This window comes from Paenibacillus sp. FSL R10-2199 (genome assembly GCF_038000235.1).
GTDB lineage: Bacteria > Bacillota > Bacilli > Paenibacillales > Paenibacillaceae > Paenibacillus_AQ > Paenibacillus_AQ phytohabitans.
Genome location: NZ_JBBOBO010000001.1, coordinates 2,314,112 through 2,334,484 on the forward strand (window position 1 = coordinate 2,314,112; position 20,373 = coordinate 2,334,484).

At 54.6% G+C, this 20,373-nt stretch carries 18 protein-coding genes and 1 riboswitch; of the genes, 16 read left to right on the forward strand and 2 right to left on the reverse strand.

Annotated features, from left to right (window positions below):
* The first annotated feature begins 77 nt into the window (after positions 1-77).
* From NYE33_RS10245 to NYE33_RS10265, 5 genes are all read left to right on the forward strand, one after another.
* Positions 78-5,330: a WIAG-tail domain gene (locus NYE33_RS10245; protein WP_341065643.1), complete on the forward strand. Its 5,253-nt coding sequence runs from the start codon at positions 78-80 to the stop codon at positions 5,328-5,330.
* Between the two features lie 214 nt (positions 5,331-5,544).
* Entirely contained in the window at positions 5,545-6,393 is an 849-nt protein-coding gene (locus NYE33_RS10250) for a glycosyltransferase family 2 protein (RefSeq protein WP_042139772.1), read from the forward strand.
* Positions 6,390-7,445 (forward strand): glycosyltransferase family 2 protein, encoded by a 1,056-nt coding sequence (locus NYE33_RS10255; protein WP_083705699.1) that lies wholly within the window; start codon positions 6,390-6,392, stop codon positions 7,443-7,445. The genes NYE33_RS10250 and NYE33_RS10255 overlap by 4 nt, the downstream gene beginning before the upstream one ends.
* On the forward strand, positions 7,442-8,179 hold the full coding sequence (locus NYE33_RS10260) for a glycosyltransferase family 2 protein (RefSeq protein ID WP_042139771.1): 738 nt from the start codon (positions 7,442-7,444) through the stop codon (positions 8,177-8,179). The genes NYE33_RS10255 and NYE33_RS10260 overlap by 4 nt, the downstream gene beginning before the upstream one ends.
* 47 nt (positions 8,180-8,226) lie before the next feature.
* On the forward strand, positions 8,227-8,958 hold the full coding sequence (locus NYE33_RS10265; RefSeq protein WP_042139770.1) for a sugar phosphate nucleotidyltransferase: 732 nt from the start codon (positions 8,227-8,229) through the stop codon (positions 8,956-8,958).
* A gap of 27 nt (positions 8,959-8,985) precedes the next feature.
* Here NYE33_RS10265 and NYE33_RS10270 read toward each other — a convergent pair whose 3' ends face one another.
* A complete protein-coding gene (locus NYE33_RS10270; protein WP_076247532.1) occupies positions 8,986-9,552 on the reverse strand; it encodes a GNAT family N-acetyltransferase in 567 nt (188 codons plus the stop codon).
* A 443-nt stretch (positions 9,553-9,995) separates the two neighbouring features.
* Positions 9,996-10,220: a hypothetical protein gene (locus tag NYE33_RS10275; protein ID WP_305954224.1), complete on the reverse strand. Its 225-nt coding sequence runs from the start codon at positions 10,218-10,220 to the stop codon at positions 9,996-9,998.
* Here NYE33_RS10275 and NYE33_RS10280 point away from each other — a divergent pair.
* The 11 genes from NYE33_RS10280 (at position 10,140) to NYE33_RS10330 (ending at position 19,978) form a co-directional block, all read left to right on the forward strand.
* On the forward strand, positions 10,140-10,394 hold the full coding sequence (locus tag NYE33_RS10280) for a nucleoside-diphosphate sugar epimerase (protein ID WP_371916298.1): 255 nt from the start codon (positions 10,140-10,142) through the stop codon (positions 10,392-10,394). The genes NYE33_RS10275 and NYE33_RS10280 overlap by 81 nt on opposite strands.
* A 27-nt stretch (positions 10,395-10,421) precedes the next feature.
* Entirely contained in the window at positions 10,422-10,763 is a 342-nt protein-coding gene (locus NYE33_RS10285; protein ID WP_039306867.1) for a hypothetical protein, read from the forward strand.
* Positions 10,760-11,050: a hypothetical protein gene (locus NYE33_RS10290; protein WP_042139766.1), complete on the forward strand. Its 291-nt coding sequence runs from the start codon at positions 10,760-10,762 to the stop codon at positions 11,048-11,050. The genes NYE33_RS10285 and NYE33_RS10290 overlap by 4 nt, the downstream gene beginning before the upstream one ends.
* Positions 11,051-11,070: 20 nt before the next feature.
* Positions 11,071-11,475 (forward strand): hypothetical protein, encoded by a 405-nt coding sequence (locus NYE33_RS10295; protein WP_216626658.1) that lies wholly within the window; start codon positions 11,071-11,073, stop codon positions 11,473-11,475.
* Between the two features lie 183 nt (positions 11,476-11,658).
* Positions 11,659-12,183 (forward strand): GNAT family N-acetyltransferase, encoded by a 525-nt coding sequence (locus NYE33_RS10300; RefSeq protein ID WP_076247533.1) that lies wholly within the window; start codon positions 11,659-11,661, stop codon positions 12,181-12,183.
* Between the two features lie 139 nt (positions 12,184-12,322).
* Positions 12,323-12,421, forward strand: a riboswitch (purine riboswitch).
* A gap of 63 nt (positions 12,422-12,484) precedes the next feature.
* Positions 12,485-13,822: a 5'-deoxyadenosine deaminase gene (locus tag NYE33_RS10305; protein ID WP_042139764.1), complete on the forward strand. Its 1,338-nt coding sequence runs from the start codon at positions 12,485-12,487 to the stop codon at positions 13,820-13,822.
* 544 nt (positions 13,823-14,366) lie between these two features.
* Positions 14,367-14,945 carry an RNA polymerase sigma factor gene (locus tag NYE33_RS10310; RefSeq protein ID WP_341065644.1) on the forward strand — a complete coding sequence of 193 codons (579 nt, stop codon included), beginning with the start codon at positions 14,367-14,369 and terminating at the stop codon, positions 14,943-14,945.
* Positions 14,945-16,168 (forward strand): hypothetical protein, encoded by a 1,224-nt coding sequence (locus NYE33_RS10315; RefSeq protein WP_341065645.1) that lies wholly within the window; start codon positions 14,945-14,947, stop codon positions 16,166-16,168. The genes NYE33_RS10310 and NYE33_RS10315 overlap by 1 nt, the downstream gene beginning before the upstream one ends.
* Positions 16,169-16,359: 191 nt before the next feature.
* Positions 16,360-18,258 carry an LTA synthase family protein gene (locus NYE33_RS10320; RefSeq protein ID WP_042139761.1) on the forward strand — a complete coding sequence of 633 codons (1,899 nt, stop codon included), beginning with the start codon at positions 16,360-16,362 and terminating at the stop codon, positions 18,256-18,258.
* A 16-nt stretch (positions 18,259-18,274) separates the two neighbouring features.
* Complete coding sequence (wsfD, locus tag NYE33_RS10325) at positions 18,275-19,708, forward strand: glycan biosynthesis hexose transferase WsfD (RefSeq protein ID WP_341065646.1); 1,434 nt, start codon at positions 18,275-18,277, stop codon at positions 19,706-19,708.
* Positions 19,709-19,804: 96 nt separating this feature from the next.
* The gene (locus NYE33_RS10330) at positions 19,805-19,978 is read left to right on the forward strand and encodes an aspartyl-phosphate phosphatase Spo0E family protein (RefSeq protein ID WP_081970240.1); all 174 of its coding nucleotides are present in this window, start codon (positions 19,805-19,807) and stop codon (positions 19,976-19,978) included.
* Positions 19,979-20,373 lie beyond the last annotated feature (395 nt).

Genomic DNA, 20,373 nt, shown 5'->3' on the forward strand with positions numbered 1-20,373 from the left:
GGAGGAATGGTGTCATCAGCCCATACTACTGCATATGATGCCTAGGAGAAACAACAGATGGAAGGAGGAGACTGCTTGTGAAGAGTTCCAAAAGAAATCAGCATCGCAGTTCAAAAAAGCCGCTCTATTATGTAGATGATCCCAATAAGACTGAACTTAGCATGTTGAAAAGCAGTCCCAAAATACAAGAAGTGAAAGAATCTGCCGCCGTAGAAGCGGTGGATACTGTGGACCGGACGCTGCAGGTCAGCGGGGTGGAAATCCTGGAGGCGCCGGAGGAGGTCCGGCAGACTTTGCTTGAACCAGAGGCTATTCAGGAAACGGTAGTGGAAGAGGACCAGGAGCAGCATGAGGATGTTGAATCTCTGGTGGAGCCGGCTGTCATTGTAACTGTGGAAAAAGAGCGCCTGCAGCCCGTCTATACCGATGATCTGTCCGATGCGGCAGTCACCGGTGCCAAGATTGCTCCGCGCACGATTGACGGGTCCAAGCTGAAGTTCGGCATCATTGGTACGCCATGGCTGCAGGACTATGCTGTGCAGAACATCAACATCGCGGACAAGGCGATTACTTCCTCTAAGATTGCTCCGGAATCCATTGCCGGCGAGCATCTGGCGGAAGGCAGTATCAGCGGAGGGAAGCTGCTGGATCATTCCATTGGCGGAGAAAAGCTGAAGAATGGCAGCATCGGTCCGGAGAAGCTGGCTGACCGGATTATTGGCGGAGGGCAGATTGCCGACGGAGCCATCAGCAGCCGGCATCTCAGCGAGTTCATCATCACGGCGGAGCTGCTGGATGACGGTGCGGTTACCGGAGAGAAAATTCTCAGCAGCAGTATTGTCAGCCGCCACATCGGCAACGGCAGTATTGACCGCTCGAAATTGGCAGATGAAGCCATATCCGGGGACAAAATCGCCGATGGAGAGATCAGCGGCGTCAAGCTGGGCGACGCGGTGATTGAAGGCCGCCACGTAGGTGAAGGCGTCATTACATCGAAGCATCTGGCTCCTGGCGCAATTGGACGGGAGCAGCTGGCTACCCGGCTGATCGGGAAAGAGCAGCTTCAGGCGGGCATCATTGACGGCGGGCATCTCGCGGACGCAGCAGTCGGATCACGGCAGATCAAGGAGAAGGCTGTCCGCAGCCAGCACTTAAGCCCGGAGAGCGTAAATGCTGAGCATATCGCTGACGGGGAAATTGGCAGCCGGCATCTGGCGGACCGCAGTATTTCATTCGTGAAGCTGGCAGAGGGTGCAGTGGGTACAACACAGCTGATCGAGCAGGCGGTGACTTCCTCCAAGATCGCGGACCAGAGCATCCTGCCGCATAAGCTGGCTGATGAAGCGGTAACTACACGCCATATCGCCAAATCCGCAGTACGCGGACCGCAGATTGCCCTGCAGGCCATCACCTCGGCCCATCTGCAGCGCGAAGCCGTAGACAATTCCCACCTGGCTATAGAATCTGTCGGATCTGCGCAGCTCCAGCAGCATGCCGTTCTTGCCGGGCATTTGGCTCCCGGGGCCGTTACGGAAGAGCAGCTGGCGTATGACTCTGTTACGGGAGAACATCTTAGTCCCCAGAGTGTCAGCTCAACCAAGCTGGCGGACGGGAGTGTCATTTCCGCCAAGCTGGCCACCGGTGCGGTTGGCGGAAATGCCCTCGCCAGAGAAGCGGTCAGCGGAGAACATATCGCCGTCTGTGCCGTTGAAGAGAAGCACCTGGCCGATGGCAGCATCAGCAGCCGCGTGCTGCAGGAGGAAGCGGTCGACGCTGAACATCTGGCTCCGGGAGCTGTAGAGCGCAGGCATCTCGGGGAAAATAGTGTAACTTCATCCGCCCTGCAGTCCGGTTCGGTATCGGGAGATAAGCTGGCTTCCGGAGCAGTGAAGGAGGCGCACCTCGCTGCCAGCATTGTACAGCCGCATCATTTGGCCGACCATGCTGTAACTTCATTGAAATTATCGCCGGAGAGTGTCTCAACAGACAAACTTGGTGATTTATCGGTTACCTCGATCAAGCTGGCTGACGGCAGTGTGAGTGCTTCAAAGCTGGCAGCTTTAGCCGTGCAGAGCGAACATTTAGCAGCAGGTGCCGTTGGACCGGATTCCATCAGCGATACATCGGTGCAGGGCAGACATCTCGCGCCGGGAAGTGTGGGCGGAGCGCATATCCGTCCGATGTCGGTCGGTAACGGACATATCATTCCTAGCTCTGTATCCTCTATCCAGATTCAGGATGGCAGCATCGGTGCCGCCAAGCTGGCGGAGGGTGCTGTAGCCTCCCGCCATCTCGCAGCCGGAATTGTAGCTGGCAGCCACTTGGCTGAATCCTCGGTAGAAGGACAGCATATAGCTGGCGGCAGCATCAGCCTGGCTCATCTGGCGGCAGAAGTCCGCAGCGGGGAGCTTCTGCCGGACGGCAGCATCAGCGGGGAGAAGCTGGCCCCGGGGGCTGTGGAATCTGTCCATCTGGCCCCGGACAGCGTGCAGACTATCCATTTGACACCGGAAGCCGTAGAAGGGCAGCACATCCGTGCAGGCGAGATCACGCTGGCGCATCTGGCGAAAGAAGCGCGCAGTGCAGATCTCCTGCCGGATGGCAGCATCGTGGGCAGCAAGCTGGGAGCAGGCGCTGTAGGCGCTTTTCATCTGGCGGCAGGCAGCGTCTACAGCGGCCATCTGGCTGCGGGTGCCGTAGACAGCCGTCATATCCGGCCCGGCAGCATCCAGCTGGCACATCTGTCCCAGGATACACTGACCTCAGATCTGCTGCCGGATGGCAGCATTAGCAGCGAGAAGCTGGCCGCAGGTGCGGTAAGCTCGCTGAATCTGCAGCAGGAGAGCATCTATGGCGAGCATCTGGTTGACGGTATACTGCAGGAACGGCATTTGCATTCCGGCCTGATCAAGCTTGAGCATCTGGCAGATGAAACCCGGAGTGCGGAGCTGCTGCCGGACGGCAGTATTGGCGGAAGCAAGCTGGCGGCAGGTGCGGTAGGCTCCTTCCATCTGGCTGCGGGCAGCATCTATGGCGGTCATCTGGCTCCAGATGCAGTGGACAGCCGCCATATCCGCACCGGCAGCATCCAGCTTGCACATCTGGCTTCCGAGACGCTGAGCGCCGAGCTGCTGCCGGATGGCAGCGTTGACGAAAGCAAGCTGGCCACAGGAGCTGTACATTCACAGCATCTGCAGCTGGAGAGCATCCACGGCGAGCATCTTGCGGATGAATCGCTTGAAGAGCGGCATTTAAGTTCGGGTATCATTAAGCTTGAGCATCTGGCAGACGAAGTACGAAGTGCTGAGCTGTTGCCTGACGGCAGTATTGGAAGCAGCAAGCTGGCGGCAGAGGCAGTGGGGCCGCAGCATCTGAAGCCGCAGAGCGTCCACGGAGAGCATGTCGCGGAAGGGTCGCTGGAAGGGCATCACTTGGCCTCCGGCAGCATCCTACTGGAACATCTGGCGCAGGAAGTCCGCAGCTCTGAGCTGCTGCCGGACGGCAGTATCAGAGGAAGCAAGCTGGCGGCTGGTGCAGTAGGCTCTGTTCATCTGGCTTCCGGCAGCGTCTATGGCGGTCACCTGGCACCGGAAGCAGTGGACAGCTGCCATCTGCGCGCGGGCAGCATCAAGCGTGAGCATCTGGCTGAAGATACGCTGAGCTCAGAGCTGCTGGCAGATGGCAGCATCACCGGAAGCAAGCTGGCGGAAGGTGCTGTAGGTGCCCAGCATCTGCAGGAGCAGAGCATCCAGAGCGGACATCTGGCAGACGGCGCATTGGAAGAGCGTCATTTGAGCAGCGGTATTGTGACGAAGCTGGAACATCTCGCAGCGGAGACTCGCAATGCAGGGCAGATAGCAGACGGCAGCATCACCGGCAGCAAGCTGGCGGCAGGTGCAGTAGGTGCTCAGCATCTGCAAGGGCAGAGCATCCAAGGAGAGCATCTGGCAGACGGCGCATTGGAAGAGCGTCATTTGAGCAGCGGTATTGTGACGAAGCTGGAGCATCTCGCAGCGGAGACTCGCAATGCAGGGCAGATAGCAGACGGCAGCATCACCGGAAGCAAGCTGGCGGTAGGCGCTGTAAGTGCCCAACATTTGCAGGAGCAGAGCATCCAGAGCGGACATCTGACAGACGGTGCGCTGGAAGAGCGTCATTTGAGCAGCGGTATTGTGACGAAGCTGGAGCTTCTCGCAGCGGAAACGCGCAATGCAGGGCAGATAGCAGACGGCAGTATCACCGGCAGCAAGCTGGGGCTAGGCGCAGTAAGTGCCCAGCATCTGCAGGAGCAGAGCATCCAGAGCGGACATCTGACAGACGGCGCACTGGAAGAGCGTCATTTGGGCAGCGGCCTTGTGAAGAAGCTGGACCATCTCGCAGCGGAAACGCGTAATGCAGGGCAGATAGCAGACGGCAGCATCACCGGCAGCAAGCTGGCGGCAGGCGCAGTGGGTTCCTATCATCTGGCTCCGGGCAGCATATTCGGGGGCCATATGGCCCCGGGCGCGGTAGACGGCCGCCATATCCGCACCGGCAGCATCAGTCTGGACCATCTGGCCGAGGATACGCTGACCTCCGAGTTGCTGGCAGACGGAAGCATCACTGGCAGCAAGCTGGCGGCAGGCGCAGTAAGTGCCCAGCATCTGCAAGGGCAGAGCATCCAAGGAGAGCATCTGGCAGACGGCGCACTGGAAGAGCGTCATTTGAGCAGCGGCATTGTGAAGAAGCTTGAGCAGCTTACAGAGGAAACGCGCGGTGCAGGGCAGCTGACGGACGGCAGCATTACCGGCGAGAAGCTTGCTCTTGGCAGCATCGGAACCCAACATCTGACCGAAGGTTCGGTAGGGAGTGCAGAGCTTCAGGACGAAGCGGTGGATGCTTCCAAAATCACTTCATTTGCCATTCAATCCCGCCATCTGGAAGAAGACAGCGTGCAGAGCTATCATATTGCTCAAGGTGCAGTGACCGGAGACCATCTGGCGCCCGGAACGGTTAATCCCGAGCATCTGTCGTTCAGTCCGGTACAGAGTGCCGGGAACCGGGAGGTTCTGCAGCAGTTCGGCATGACAGCCTTCATGTTTAATGGAGACGCGCAGAGTGTTGAGGTAACTGTATCTTTTGATGAGAGCTTCGGCCATACCGGCTATGTGCTGGTCGCCATGACCAACCAGCCATATTTTCATGCTTCGCTGAAGAACAGATCGGGCGGGGACGCGACGATTGAAGTAGTGCGCCTGCGCGAAACTCCTCACTTCTATGGAGTGCTGTCCTGGATCGCCCTCGGTTCGCCTCTGGTGAAGCCGGCTGCAGATCATCGGGTGTTTGATTAGAGCAGGAAGATGAACCACAAAGAGCGCAGCCGCCGGCTGCGCTCTTTGTGTTGATAAGGGCGGCAAAATCCGGGTTCAACCGGACTGCGGCAGCGGGAGGGCATTTGTCCAAATTTCTGCAAGAAGGGAGACACTTGCCGTTACCCGGGACAGCGGATTACATAGACTGTGATGTAACCCTCAGCCCGGAGACCATGCCCTGCAAGGAAGGTGGATGAGCTTGAAGCACATACGTACATCTGCCCGCCGCACGGGGCGGCGGGCTTTGCAACCCAAACGGCGGATTTCCCGGCCGGCGCGCCCTGCCGTGCCGCTCCCTGCGGCCAACCACCCCGCTCCCTATGTGTCGGTGATCATTCCGGCTATGAATGAAGCCGGAACGATTGGCAAGGTGATTGCCGGAGCCAGGGAAGTCCATCCCCGCTGTGAGGTTATTGTTGTGGTTAACGGTTCTGCCGACAATACGGCAAAGATTGCATTGTCACTGGGAGCACATGTCATTCACTTCGAGCAGCCGCTCGGTCATGATGTGGGCCGCAGTGTTGGAGCAGAGGCGGCCAAAGGAGAGGTCCTGCTTTTCATTGACGGGGATTTTGTGCTTACCGCTTCACAGCTGCGTCCCTTTGTGGCCGCGGTCAGTCATGGAACAGATGTGGCTCTGAATGATTACTCCGGTCCGGTCCGTCAGGAATTCCCGCATCCGGTGGTGCTCTCCAAGCATGTGCTCAACATTATGCTTGGCCGTCCGGATCTGAAGGGCTGTTCGCTGACGGCGGTGCCTCATGCACTCAGCCGCAGAGCTCTTGCCTCTCTGGGGAGCGGCCTGTTATCACGGCCGCCTCTGGCGCACGCGCAGGCGGTGCTTGAGGGCCTGCAGGTGAAGGCTGTGCATAAGGTGCCGGTCGGCAGGCTGAATGCCGTACGGCCCAAGCAGGCGGGAACAGATCCCTTGCGTGAGATTATTCTCACGGATCATCTGGATGCGGCAGGTCTGGTCCTTCAGCGCAGAGGCGAAAGAGCGGGCTTCATTGACGGCAACCGGCGAAGGGGGATGGTGAGATGACAGCAGCACCGGAGCCTTCATCCGGACACCGGCAGGAGGTTCACGTATCTTCCCGTGCAAAAGCATCGGGCAGAAGCAGGGCTTCTGCCCGGCGTACCCGGCCGGGCAGCTCCGCCTCCCGGAGCAAGGCGGCCAAACCAGCCGCCGCTGCGCCCCGCCGGAGCAGCGCCGCCAAAGCTGCAGCTGTCCGGCGGCAGGCGGCAGGCAAAGCGGTTTCCCGCCGCGCGGCAGCGGGGGCTTCTGCCGCCGGCAATGCTGCCGGCAGCGGAGCAGGACGGCAGCTGCCGGCTCTGTACGGTTCATTGTCCGTGGTTATCTCGGCCAGGAATGAGGAGCAGACCTTGTTGAAGCTGCTTGATCAGGTAACCCGGCTCAAGCCGCTGGAGATTATTGTCGTGCTTAACGGCTGCAGCGACCGCAGCTTCCAGCGTACCCGGCTATGCCCACAGGCGACAATTGTGCATATTCCGGAATCTGCCGGACATGATGTGGGACGGTCGCTTGGCGCCAAGCTCAGCCGGGGGGATATTCTGCTGTTCCTGGACGGGGATATGGTGATTCCCGCCCGGCAAATGTCTCTTTTTGCGGAGGCGGTGGATGGCGGTGTTGATGTAGCCTTGAATGATCTTGATCATCTGCTGCCCCCCTTTGCCCTCAGTGATGCGGTCACCCGCTGCAAAATGTATCTGAATGCCGTACTGGGGCGGAGTGATCTGGGCGTCAGCTCGATGACAGCTGTTCCCCATGCCTTGTCAAGGAAGGCGCTGGAGCGGATCGGCTACCGTGAGCTTATGGTGCCTCCGAAAGCGCATGCGCTCTCGATTATTCGGCAGCTGCGGGTGGAGAAGGCAGGCACGGTGAATGTGATCAAGCATAACCGGCTGCGCCAGAGCAACACAGGGGCCGGAAATGCGATGGAACAGCTGATCGCCGGTGATCATGCCGAGGCGCTGGCCCAGGTTCTTGGAGAGCAGCAGGCAAGCGGGCGGCTGTCCGAGAGCCATCTGCAGGAGCAGCGCCGGCAGATGGCAGCGTGGAGGAATGCCCTATGACACTGACCAGCATTATTATTCCGACGTATAACAGGCTCGGCCTGCTGCGTTCCTGTGTTGAATCAATCAGGGCGTATACGGATTCACCCTATGAAATTATTGTGGTCGACAATGCTTCAAGTGACGAAACGGATGCTTACTGCCGCGCGAATAAGCTGACCTTTGTTTCCCTTCCGGAGAACCGCGGTTTTCCGCTGGCCTGCAATCTGGGGCTGCAGCTGGCTGCGGGAGATGAGCTTTTGCTGCTGAACAATGATGTTATTGTGTCGCAGGGCTGGCTGGCGAATCTGAAGAGCGCTTTGTACAGCGCCCCGGATATCGGAATGGTGGGTCCGGTGACCAATTATGCCAGCGGACGGCAGCAGGTGGAGACGGGGTATACGGATATTCCGGGTTATCATGCTGAAGCCCGTTTGGCGAATGCTCCGGATGCGGCGAAACGGCTGGAGGCCAGAAGGCTTGTAGGGCTGTGCTTATTATTCAAAAGAGAGCTCATGGATACCATCGGCCTGCTGGATGAACGCTTTTCACCGGGACATTTCGAGGATGATGATTACTGCTACCGCGCCAGACTGAAGGGATACCGGCTGCTGATCGCGGGAGATTGTCTGGTGCATCATGAAGGCAGCGCCAGCTTCAGGGAAGTCTACTCTTCCTCACTTCAGGAGCTGGTGGAGCGTAACCGCAGATTATTTATGGAGAAATGGCATGTAGATCCCGCACAATTCATCTGAGGGGCCAGGCCAAAGGCTAAAGACATAGATAAAGAGGAGGAAAGTAAGTGAAAGGAGTCATACTGGCGGGCGGAACAGGAACAAGGCTTTACCCGTTGACCCGGCTTATGAACAAACATTTGCTTCCGGTCGGCAAATATCCTATGGTGTGTTACGGCATTGACCGGCTGCGCCGGGGGGGTATAACCGATATTCTCCTGGTCATCAGCAAACAGTCCGCAGGACAGTACACCGACTTTTTGGGCAGCGGCGCGGAATTCGGTGTATCCCTGACTTACAAAATCCAGGAAGCTGCAGGAGGCATCGCGGAAGCGCTCGAGCTGGCAGAAGGATTTATTTTGCCGGGGGAACGGTTTGTTGTGCTGCTTGGTGACAATCTTTTTATGGATGATCTGAAGCCTTATGTGGAGAGTTATCTGCAGCAGCCGCAGGGATCGGCGAAGGTGTTACTGAAACCGGTCGATGATGCGCGGAGATACGGGGTTCCGGTGTTTGACAGCGGGGATTCGTCCCTGATTGCTTATATTGAAGAGAAGCCGGAGCATCCGAAGACTAAATTCTGTGTTACAGGTATTTATATGTACGATGAAGCGGTATTCGATATTATCCGCCGCGTATCCCCTTCCAAGAGAGGGGAGCTGGAAATTACCGACGTGAACAATATTTATGCCGCAGAGCGCAAGCTTAGTTATGATGTGCTCAAGGGCTGGTGGAGTGATGCGGGAACGTTCCAGTCCTTACGCGAAGCCGGAGAAAAGCTGAGAGATACGCTGCCCTGAGGGGCAGCTTTTTTAATAGATAAGTATTTATATGTTGTGGGGTCCCCGCAAAATACCAGTATCATCATCGAAGCTAATGGCGGGCCGGGCGATTCTCCACCAGAGCAGGTCTTCGGTCTCCCGGTACAGCTCTGCATCCAGATACTGCAGCACGCGGTGCGAGGCGGTATTATCCTTCTCGGTATCCGCGATGACCCAGCGTGCATCCGGATGATTGAAGATCCAGGCCGTGATGTGCCGCACCGCTTCCGTAGCGTAGCCTTGCCCCCGGTACCTCTCATCGATGACATAACCAAGGATGACCTCGCCTTGTTCATTCGGCCCGCCTTTGAGGATCAGGAAGCCGATAATCCGCTGCTCCTCCCGATGAATAATGGCCCAATTGGTCAGCCACGGATAGTTCTGCTCATCCTGGAGAACCTTGGCGTGCCTGACACGCATGGCATAACGCATCTCTTCGTCATCCAGCAGGGTTGGGGCTGCGGTTACGTTCAAGCCCAGCGACTGCTCCAGCTCCGCGTAATTGTCCAAGGCCAGTGCCAGCTCGGCTGCAGTCAGGGGCCGCAGATTCAGACGGTTGTCTGTAAGTTTCATAGATTACCTCCAGTTCCATTCCGGATACATAGATCCGGAAAACTATAATATAGCTCCGATTTCAGCCAAGCATAGTCTGCTGTTGAGCTGCTTGTCAATATCCTCCAGTTGGTAACCTTCCCGTAAGCCTCGGCATTATCCGCGCCAGTCTCCCCTCCATGCCCCACGAGTTCCCCGCCAGTCCCCTCGAGTCCTCCGTTGCTGCCCCTTCAGTCCTTCGCGCCCGGAAGCAGTTGGATTTTCTCCACTTAATAATCCCGTTTTGTCTTTTGTATCCACCCTAAGTGGAAAAAAGGCATTTAATTCTTCACTAATGTACTTTTTTGCCCGGCCAATATAGAAATAGTTGTCCTTTTTCCACTTGTTGCTCTGATTCCCGGTCATTCGAATAAATTAAGTGACGTTTTTCCACTTAGCAGCCGCAGCACTTGCAGCCGCTGCGCTTAGCTGTCTTGTGACACGCGGACCTCCATAACTTGCGGAGCTTCTCCGGCACCGTCACGGCTGATGCCGCATATGCTGTAGCAGGGCGTTTGAGCAAAGGAGACATGAAGGTGCAGAGTAAAATTACAAAAGTCCTGCAGCACATGGCCCATACGCACGAACAGATGGCTCGGATTCTCGACGCCGAACGCCACGTAGCCGTCCGTATGTCGCAAATAGTTCACGATCTGCCGGATGCGGACCCTGATTTCGGCGGATTCAGTGGGCTGGTAGAAAGCTCAGGTCAGGTTAACAAGAACATTATTGCTTACTTGAATGCACTTGCCGATCTTGAAGAAGCGATGGCAGAGGGAGTAGGCAGAGTGATCAAGGAACTAAACGGTCAGGAAGAAGAGTAGCGCGTAACCAGAGCAAGGAGGCGGAAGATGAGCAGAGAAAAGGCTTATCTGCAAATGCTGGAGTCGACCGCTGTAATCCAGTGGAACATCGCGATGATCCTCGAGGCCAAAGCGGTGGAAGCGGAAAAAGTGAAGCAGTGGACCCATCATCATATCCACGCTAGAGCATTCGACTCCCATGAAGACCAGCTGAAGGAATCACTCTCCATCCACGAAGTGATCGTAGAGATGGTGGAGGGGCTGACGAAGCTGGAGAACGGGCTGTACAGTAATCTGAAAGCAGTACTGGGCAGCGGTGAAGATGAGGGCGGCGGTGATTTCGGCGGAGACGGCGGGGATGGATTCAGCTTCGGAGACGATAGCAAATGAGCGGCGGGCTTCTCTCCGAACATGCCGTCAAGCTGGAGATGATCCGCTCGATCGCCCGCAGTCAAGCTGCGCTCGCAGCCATCCTCGAGAGCATTGCCGAAGTTACGGGGCAATCGGAGCTGACAGCCCGCAAGCTGAGCGACAATATCAGGATTCTGAGCGGGTACCAAAGTTCAATGTGCCGGATGATATCCGGCATTTCACTGCATGAGCCCAAACAGGGAGTTCCTGCTGCGCCATGGCTGAGCAAGGATTGCTCAGAGGGTACTGCTGCAAGAAGTAGATGAAGTACAGGAGGAGTAGACAGATGAAGAGAAAGAGACTTGGCAAGCTGCGCTCAGGCAGCAAGGGCCGCAGACGCACACTGCTGTTGTCACGGAAGACCAGGGTGCGCAGAGGCCTTGGACGCAAAACGCGCAGAGGACTGATCCGCAAGACGGGCAAGAGAGCGCCGCTGCTGCGCAAGAAAAGAAGACTCCGCCGCCGGCTTGTCCGCAGGGTGCATGTGGTTCAGCCGCCGGTACAGGTTGTTCCGGCAGTCGAAGCGCCGCCGGTAGCGCAGGTAGTCCCGCTCCCCCCGGATCTGGGCGTCCCTCCGGAGCTGCCGCCGGGAGACGCCTTTCAGCAGGGCTACACCGAAGCATACAACGTGGGGTTCGACGCAGGTTTCGCCAAGGGCTTCGAGGACGGGCATAAGCTGGAGCTGGGCTGAGAGAGCAGCAGCTGTGGCTTAGAAGATGAGCGGCTATAGAGGTTGGCAAGTTCTCCTGCCGCCTCTATAGCCTATGGACGATACTGGAAATGGCGGCCTATCGGAATTTCCGCCCGGATATGGTAGACTTCTTAACAGAACTTTACCGGGTTCGAATGCCAGGTAGGAAAGCGGGGACTATACATGATTGGGAATGAGATACGAAGAGCACAGAGCAATGAAATCGGAGAGATTATGGATCTGATTGCCAAATGTGTACAAGTTATGCAGGCAGGCGGAAGCGATCAATGGGATGAGAGCTATCCGAACCGTGAGATCATTGCAGCGGATATTGCTACAGGCACATTATTTGTCTGTCTGGACAACGAAGCCATTGCCGGTATTATTGTGCTGGATGAGAATCAGGCGGAGCAATATGGGGCAATTGAATGGTTACAGCAGCAGGGGCCGCATCTGATCATGCACCGGCTCGCGGTTCATCCGGAGTTCCAAGGTAAAGGGATCGCCCGGCAGCTGATTGCTTTCGCTGAAGAGCACGCCCGTCACAGCGGGTATAGCAGTATTCGGATGGATACTTATGCCAAGAATGAACGGGTACTCAAAATTTATCCCTCGCTTGGCTATGTGCAGAGAGGCGAGATTCATTTTCCCGGCCGGGTAGCGGCTTTTCCTGTATTTGAGAAGGTGCTGACGGAGATTTCCGGATAGTTTATGTAATGTTATATTACATATTTGAAGATGATAATAGCGGATAATCCATTTTTATCTGCTGAAAATAGTTTCGTGTTAATATTTATAACTTATGTTGACAGGAAAGTTGTCTTTACTTTATGATGGGATTATTCAGAAGCAATTGAATAGTCCTTTTCGTATATCCTTAATAATTGGTTTAAGGGTCTCTACCGGGAACCGTAAATTTCTGGCTACGAAAATATGCTGAGGCATATTTTTGTGGCCTTTTTGTGTTATAAGCCAGCTGGACATCAACAAGGACAAGGGGGAATGGGTTATGGCGAACATCCTGATCAAGCATGCGGAGATTATTACAATGAACAAGCAAGAGGAGATTATATACGGGGATATCCGCATCAAGGATAATCTGATTGTAGAGATCGGCAGCGGGCTTGAGGTGCAGGGGGATGAGACGGTACTTGATGCCAAGAACCGCACGGTAATTCCCGGCTTTGTGCAGACCCATATTCATCTGTGCCAGACACTGTTCCGCGGCAAAGGCGATGATCTTGAGCTGATGGACTGGCTGCGCAAGCGGATCTGGCCGCTGGAGGCGGCGCATGATGAGGAGTCGCTGTATTATTCCGCTATGCTCGGCATTGGGGAGTTAATTACAAGCGGCACAACGACCATAGTGGATATGGAGACGGTGAACCATACAGACTTTGCCTTCCAGGCAATCGCCAAAAGCGGCATCCGTGCCCTATCCGGCAAGGTGATGATGGATCAGAAGAATGCGGATGCACCGGCGGCGCTGCAGGAGGATACGGCAGCTTCTCTTCAGGAGAGCGTAGATCTGCTGGAGAAGTGGAATGGATATGGCAACGGGCGGATTCAATATGCATTTTCCCCGCGTTTTGTCATTTCCTGCACGGAGCCGCTGCTGAAAGAGGTACGTAACCTCTCGGAGCACTATGGGGTCAAGGTGCACACCCATGCTTCCGAGAATCTGGGGGAGATCGAGATTGTGCAGGCGATGACCGGTATGCGTAACGTGGTGTATCTGGATCATCTGGGGCTGGCGAATGAGCGCCTGATTCTGGCCCACTGCGTCTGGCTCGATGAGGAAGAGAAGCGGATTCTGCGGGACCGCGGAGTTCATGTCAGCCATTGCCCGGGCTCCAACCTGAAGCTGGCCTCCGGCATCGCCGATACTCCGGGAATGCTGCATGATCATATCCATCTTAGCCTTGGTGCGGACGGTGCTCCATGCAACAACAACCTGGATATGTTCAATGAAATGCGTCTGGCGGCGGTGATCCAGAAGCCGCAGCATGGGCCGACCACGATGGACGCCAGAAGTGTGTTCCGGATGGCAACGATTGGCGGTGCGAAGGCGGTGGGCATGGAGGATCAAATCGGCAGCATCGAGGTTGGCAAAAAAGCCGATCTGGCGATCCTCAACCTGTACAATTTCCATACCTTCCCTTCCTATGATGTAGATCCGATCTCGCGGATTGTCTATTCGGCCACCCGTGCGGATGTGGAAACGACGATTGTGGACGGACAAATCCTGATGCATAAAGGCCTGCTGAAGACCGTCGATAAGGAAACTGTGCTCCATGAAGCTAACCGTTCCATCAAAAGACTGCTGGTGAACACTCCGCTGGGGTAATGGCTCTATTTCTGAAGCACGCTCAGGATCATCACACATATCGCTCTTAAGAGCTAACTAACCGGTGTTCCGGGAACTGAGCGGCGGAAGTCGCAATATTCACCGCAATTGGAATCGGTGCGAACAGTGGGCAAGCCTCTCGTTCAAGCTATATACTATGCAGGGGACTCAGGTCCTCTGTTTTTTGTTTTTTTGAGTTAAATACACGCTGTACTGGCGGAAATGTTGTACTTTTTGCAACTTGAATCGCAAGATACCATGGTGTTCGTGAGGCTTGTTGTACAAATTACAACAATTGTCCCGCTAACCCGCTTGGAGGAGGAGATATGCTGCTTTTTGTACAACAATTTCGAAATGGAACCGAAATAACCAGGGAAATGTTGTATTCAGTGCAGGATTTTTAAATTAAAAAAATTTACGCAACAACGTCGGCTGCCCGGGAAGTCCGCTTTTAACACTGAGGAGCAGGCTGGATGAAGGAATGAGTTGATTTTTATTAGAAAAAGTGAACCCTCCCTCCATTCTTGAGGTCAAATATAGTGAGGTGAACCCATTGGAACTGGATGGATTGGAGCAGGCGGAGGCTATCAGTGAAGAGCAGCTGCGGCAGATAATGAAGCTTTATGGGGAAGATGTGTGGAATTATATTTATTTCTTGACCAAAAACAGTGATCAGGCGGATGAGCTCACGCAGGAGGTGTTCATCAAATGCTTTTACCGGATCGGTACCTACCGGGGGATTTCATCGCTCAAAACCTGGCTGTTCACGATTGCCCGCAATACGGTATTCTCCTACCGCAAATCGCGGTTTTTCCGCTCCGGGCTGTGGGGCGGGATGCAGCCGTTACCCGCTACGGCTCAGCATCGGAAAGAGGCAGCGGGGCAGGCGGTTGTTGCCCGTTCGGCGGAGATGGAATATCTCGGTAACCGGCAGGTGGATGAGATCTGGAGCATGATAATGAAGCTGCCGGATAAGCTGCGTGAGGTGCTGGTGCTTGATCTTAAGGCAGCGCTGTCGGTCCGGGAAATCGCAGAGCTGATCCGGATATCCCCGGGCACTGTCAAATCGAGGCTGCACCGCGCACGTCATAAAATCCAGGACAAACTAAGGAGGATGGAGTAATGGATAAGCGTGAGCAGGAGCCGCAGTGGTATGAGCAGGCCCGTAAAGGCCCGTTTCCGGAAATGAAATTTACGGAAGAAGCTGCTGGCAAGGTGGCCCGGCAGATTGGAATGGACGGTTCCTCACTAAACCAGGTGCTGCCATCCGGCCGGCGGCGCAGGGCAATCCGCCTGCGGATACTCTCCGCCGCCGTCATCCTCCTGTTGTTCGGAGCCGGGGCAGTGTATTGGGGAAGTGGCTGGTCCGGTCAGCACGGGGGTTTTAATCCGTTACAGGTAAGCAGCGCCGGAATAATCGATCCTCCGGTTGCGGGCCAGGCTGATCTTACGGATGAAGGGCTCAGGGCGACCGCTGAACAGGTAATGCTTGAGCAGCTGGGAAAGAAGCTTCCCTTTGTGAGCCTAGAGCCGCTCGTGGAAGAAGGAGAAATCCTGGCCGAATTTAAAGATGGGGATAGTTTTGCTAAAATCTGGTTTGAAACAGAGACTGGCAAGGTAGTGCGGACGTACATGGATACCTTTTTCGCTCCTGAACAAATCGATTCTAAATTCATTGATGAAGCGATGGATCAGCTGCGGAAAGCTGGTTACAAGGGAGAATTCACAGTTACTGCGCTTCACCATTCCGTCCACTACGGGACAAACGCTGATGAACAGGGCATACAGACTGATGACAGTCTCATAGCGGAGGAAGGGCAGATTGATTACGAGAACGGCGTCTACCGCAGCTCGACCTTCAAAATGGGTGAGAATGAGGTGAGTGCGGAAGTGAAGCAGGCAGGTCTTAAGGCAATTAAGCTGCTAAGGGAAAAGGGCACCGATCACCTCTATTCCATCAAGCGCACCGTTGCGCAGAAATGGGATGTACTCGTTTTGACGTATGGAGAGAGTGAACGCGGGGCTACTACAGTTATGATGGACTATGCTACACAAGACATACTGCAAGTGTTCGATGTTTCACTTTACGATGAGAAGTCATTCAGCTCCGCCGATCCAAACACGAATCTGCTGGATATGGATAAGGCGAAGTTCCAGCGCTCTGCTGCTGCCATCGCCGACGAAATGTTCGGCATTCGGCTGGGGGAGTATACAATCGTCAAGGAGATGTCAGGCATAGGATCGATTGCTTTTAAAAGTCCTGACGGAGCAACAATCATTACCGGGTCGTATAATCTGGACGGCACTTTTTACATGATCCAGCAGACGCCAGCCACTGCCGAATAATCTATCATTTTCATAAGATTGAACAAGGACGCACGCCCCGCCAGGGCGGCGTCTTTTTACTTTAATAGAACCTCCAGTTTTGATAACTATTTCAAGTATTGCTATACTAGAGAAATCTGAACTTTTACAGAAAAATGCAATAGAGTTTACAGAGATTTTCAATAAAGAGAGTAAGAGGGGATCGAATTATTATGAACGACAAGAAACATGTGCCGGTGCAGGCTCATTTCTATATCGTTATCGGACTGGTCTGGCTAAAGCTGCTGCTGCTGAGGGGTTTGTTTTTTGACCGGATTGCGTGGGAATGGATTGCTGCGGATATTGCACCGGTGCTGCTGATGATGGGGGTGCTGGCTCTTATTACACCTGTGCGGATGAGGAAGGCCGTCTTCTGGGGCTTCAATGGTCTGTTGTCGCTGCTGTTCTTCGCGGCCAGTGTGTACTTCAATCATTTCGGCTCGGTGCCGACTTATCTGGCGCTCTATGAGCTGAATCAGGTGTTCCAGGTGAAGGAAAGCGTAGAATCTACGATTGAGCTGATCGATTATCTGTTTTTTGCCGATCTGGTCATTATGATCATTTATTTGCTGTTCCGCAGATGGAAGAATGGTCCTGTACAGCAGCAGCGTGGCAGTCAGCCTTCACGCAGAGCCCGGAGAGTCTATCTGATCGCCCTGCTGGTGGCTATTATCGGCGGCGGTTCATTGTCGGCCTATTCCATTGATTCTGCACGCGGAATTACGAATGAGCTGGTTCAAGCGGAAAGCGCCGGATTTCTGAACTATGAGGTGGTTGCCGCGATCAAAGCCCAGGAGGATAACGGTCTCATCGGCACCGGGGATATCAACGAAACGATTGCCAAGGTGGAGGCGCTGGAAGCTGCTTATCCATACAAGGATATCGCAGGGGGACTGCCGGAATATTTTGGATCGCAAAAGGGTAAAAATGTAATTGTAATCCAAATGGAAGCATTTCAGAATTTTCCGCTGCATCAGTCGCTGGATGGCCAGGAGCTGACACCGGTGCTGAACGGCTTGGCCGGAGAGGGCTTTTATTTCCCGCATGTCTTCCAGCAGGTTGGTCCGGGCAACACCTCGGATGCGGAGTTCATGAGCAATACTTCGGTTTATCCCATTGCAACGCTTGCGATGTCAACGGGCTTCGGAGACCGGGAACTGCCGGGGCTACCGCGTCTGCTGCGGGATAAAGGGTATGAAGCGTACACTTTCCACGTGAACAAGGTTGGTTTCTGGAACCGCAACGAGCTGTACCCGGCGCTTGGCTTCAATGGCTACTATGATAAAGGGTATTTTAAAAATGATCATTTCAACGCCTTCGGGGCTTCGGATGAGCAGCTCTATGCTACAGCGGTGGAGAAGCTGGCGGCATTGCAGAAGAAGGGTACGCCTTTTTATGCCCAGCTCGTAACGGCCTCCAGCCATCATCCGTTCCAGATTCCGGACAGCTTCAAGAAGATTAAGGTTCCGGAGGATCTGCAGGGCACAATGCTGGGCGATTACCTGACGGCAGTGAATTATACGGATTATGCGGTTGGCACTTTGATTGACGGGCTGAAGCAGCAGGGCATGTGGGATGATACTGTGCTGGTGCTGTACGGCGACCATTTCGGCCTGCAGCCGAAGGATGTCCCGGCGGAGCAGGTGGAGGAAGCGCTCGGAACCCCGTATGATGACCGGATCAGCCGGTTTAACATTCCGCTGATTATTCATGTGCCCGGGATGGAGCAGGGACAGGTCGTGGAGCGGACCGGCGGACAGCTGGATGTGCTCCCTACGGTGGCCAACCTGCTGGGGGTATCACTGAAGGACGAAGGCTTTACCGCTTTTGGGCATGATCTGCTCAATATTGACAGCAATGTGGTGGGGATGCGTTATTATTTGCCTACGGGCTCCTTTTTTAATGATGAGGTGATGTTCGTGCCCGGCAAAAGCTTCGCGGACGGAGAGGCCATCTCGCTGGATACGTATGAGCCGGTGGAGGATTTCAGTAAATATCAGACCGATTACGACTATATCCTGAAGCTGATGGGTTTGTCCGATGAATACGTGAAGCTGCTTCCGCAGCGTTAGGAGGAGAGACAGGGATTTGAAAAAGCTGAATAAAGCAGAGACTCTTGTGGCCCTTGCGGGCTGCGTTCTGATCCTCTATCTCTTGTTCCTGAAACCCTTCTCCGGCGTTGCCGACAACGGGGATTTCAAGCGCATGATGGAGACGGTCGGACTGAATTATTATGACAACACAGAAAGCTATGCGGACCGCTTTTTCAGCTATAGCCATAGCCGGTTTTCCTATGAAAATCTGTTCAAGGGCTTCTATCCTTCCTCACAAATTCTCGTTGTGCTGGTGCCGCGACTGCTTGCCGGGCTGGTGCATGGAAGTTACCTCGATATCCGGCTGGTTGCGTGCGTCTACGCTATGCTGCTGCTGTGGGCGACATGGCTGCTCGTGAAGCTCGGGGCCAGAGGCTCCTATATTACGGGGCTGCTGCTGGGGGCGGGGCTGCTGTTTGTCTTCTATGATATCGGTTATCTGGCTTATTTCAATTCGCTGTTCGGTGAGCCGGTATCGATGGTGTTCATGCTGCTCACCTTCGCGCTCGGACTCCGGCTGGCCGGATCAGAGCGGCCGCCGGCAGGCGGGCTGAAGCTGTTCTTTATTGCCGTGCTGTTTCTGGTCTGCTCCAAAATCCAGAACGCACCCGTCGGCCTGGCGTTTGCCCTGATCTTCCTGCGTTTGCGAACCTTGAATGGAACAGGGAACTGGCGCAAGCTGGCGCTCCGGTTCGCGGTGGCGACGGCGCTCGTGTCCGTGGCTTTGTACGTGGCTGCACCGAAGGAACTGAGGCATATCAACCTCTATCAGACGGTGTTTTTCGGAATTCTGAACGAGTCGCCGGATGTGCGCGGTGATCTTCGTGATCTGGGTCTACCGGAGCGGCTGGAGGTTCTGGCGGGGACGAATTATTTCCAGGCCGGTACGGCCATTAAGCAGGATGATCCTTCACTTACAGCGGATTTCTATAATCTCGTATCTCACAAAGACGTGCTTTTCTTCTATCTGGGACATCCTTCGCGTCTGGTAGAGAATATGAAATATGCAGCGAAGAACAGCATGTCCATCCGTCCCTATTATCTCGGAAGCTATGAAAAGAGCATGGGGAAGCCCGAAAGGGCAATCGACTATACCTATAGTACATGGAGCCAGTTCAAGAAGAACCATCTGCCGCATACGCTCGGGTTTCTGGTTCTATTCTATCTGGTGTATTATGCGATTGTATTGGCTCACTACTTCCGAAGCAGGGGGCGGCAGGCGAGGATTGCCGGGGAAATGATGATGCTGCTGGGGCTGATTGGACTGTTCTCGTTCCTGGTGCCAATCCTCGGCGACGGCCGGGCGGATATCGGCAAGCATCTGTTCCTGTTCAATGTCTGTTTCGATATGATGGCCGTAGCGATGTTTGGCTGGGCTGTGCATAAACTCGTTATGCTTTTGAAACCTGTTTTCGCGGCAAACCGCTAATTGACCCGTTACGGATTATAGAATACAATGTGTTTGGAACTTTAGTAAAAGAGTGGAAAATGGCTTGGAACAGCCTCATTCTACAAGGGGGCCGCTATGCGTAATGATGATTACAAGGACAAGATTGAACAGGCAAGGCAGGAACTGAACAAACTAGCCCTGGAACACGGGATGCAGGATGTAAGGGTGCTTCGCCAATCGGTGAAGCTGGATGCGCTCCTAAATGAGTACAGTGATTGCAATACAGAGAAGGACGACCAGCTTTATTAGAGAATCAAAGAGCAGCTTTGTAAATTCAAAAGACACTTTAACGGCAGATATGCCGCTAAAGTGTCTTTTTTGATTGTATAGGAAAGTAGGATATTCGTCTGTTGTGGATCATTTTCTTTGGAATTTGAAGCAGGTCCGTCTGAAGGAGGAATTGGTTCTTGTATCAGGAATTCCACTGAATCCCCGGAAGCCGGAGACTTGGGAAATCAAAGGGATAAATCCCTTTGATTCCGCTGAAAGTGGACGGCAGGCAGGTATAAGGGGCAAAAGTGCCCCTGAATCCGCCGAAAGTGGGCGATATGAGGAAATTAGAGGGATAAATCCCTCTAATTCCGCTGAAAGTGGGCGGTATGAGGAAATTAGAGGGATAAATCCCTCTGCTGATCCCGCCGGAC

Bases quoted from the DNA above. Each gene is read 5' to 3' on its own strand.
- NYE33_RS10285 (WP_039306867.1), top strand. From the start codon at position 10,422: ATGAGCAGAGAAAAGGCTTATCTGCAAATGCTGGAGTCGACCGCTGTA.
- NYE33_RS10295 (WP_216626658.1), top strand. From the start codon at position 11,071: ATGAAGAGAAAGAGACTTGGCAAGCTGCGCTCAGGCAGCAAGGGCCGC.
- NYE33_RS10250 (WP_042139772.1), top strand. From the start codon at position 5,545: ATGAGCTTGAAGCACATACGTACATCTGCCCGCCGCACGGGGCGGCGG.
- NYE33_RS10290 (WP_042139766.1), top strand. From the start codon at position 10,760: ATGAGCGGCGGGCTTCTCTCCGAACATGCCGTCAAGCTGGAGATGATC.
- NYE33_RS10255 (WP_083705699.1), top strand. From the start codon at position 6,390: ATGACAGCAGCACCGGAGCCTTCATCCGGACACCGGCAGGAGGTTCAC.
- NYE33_RS10270 (WP_076247532.1), bottom strand. From the start codon at position 9,552: ATGAAACTTACAGACAACCGTCTGAATCTGCGGCCCCTGACTGCAGCC.
- NYE33_RS10260 (WP_042139771.1), top strand. From the start codon at position 7,442: ATGACACTGACCAGCATTATTATTCCGACGTATAACAGGCTCGGCCTG.
- NYE33_RS10300 (WP_076247533.1), top strand. From the start codon at position 11,659: ATGATTGGGAATGAGATACGAAGAGCACAGAGCAATGAAATCGGAGAG.
- NYE33_RS10315 (WP_341065645.1), top strand. From the start codon at position 14,945: ATGGATAAGCGTGAGCAGGAGCCGCAGTGGTATGAGCAGGCCCGTAAA.
- NYE33_RS10305 (WP_042139764.1), top strand. From the start codon at position 12,485: ATGGCGAACATCCTGATCAAGCATGCGGAGATTATTACAATGAACAAG.
- NYE33_RS10330 (WP_081970240.1), top strand. From the start codon at position 19,805: ATGCGTAATGATGATTACAAGGACAAGATTGAACAGGCAAGGCAGGAA.
- NYE33_RS10320 (WP_042139761.1), top strand. From the start codon at position 16,360: ATGAACGACAAGAAACATGTGCCGGTGCAGGCTCATTTCTATATCGTT.
- NYE33_RS10280 (WP_371916298.1), top strand. From the start codon at position 10,140: ATGGCCCATACGCACGAACAGATGGCTCGGATTCTCGACGCCGAACGC.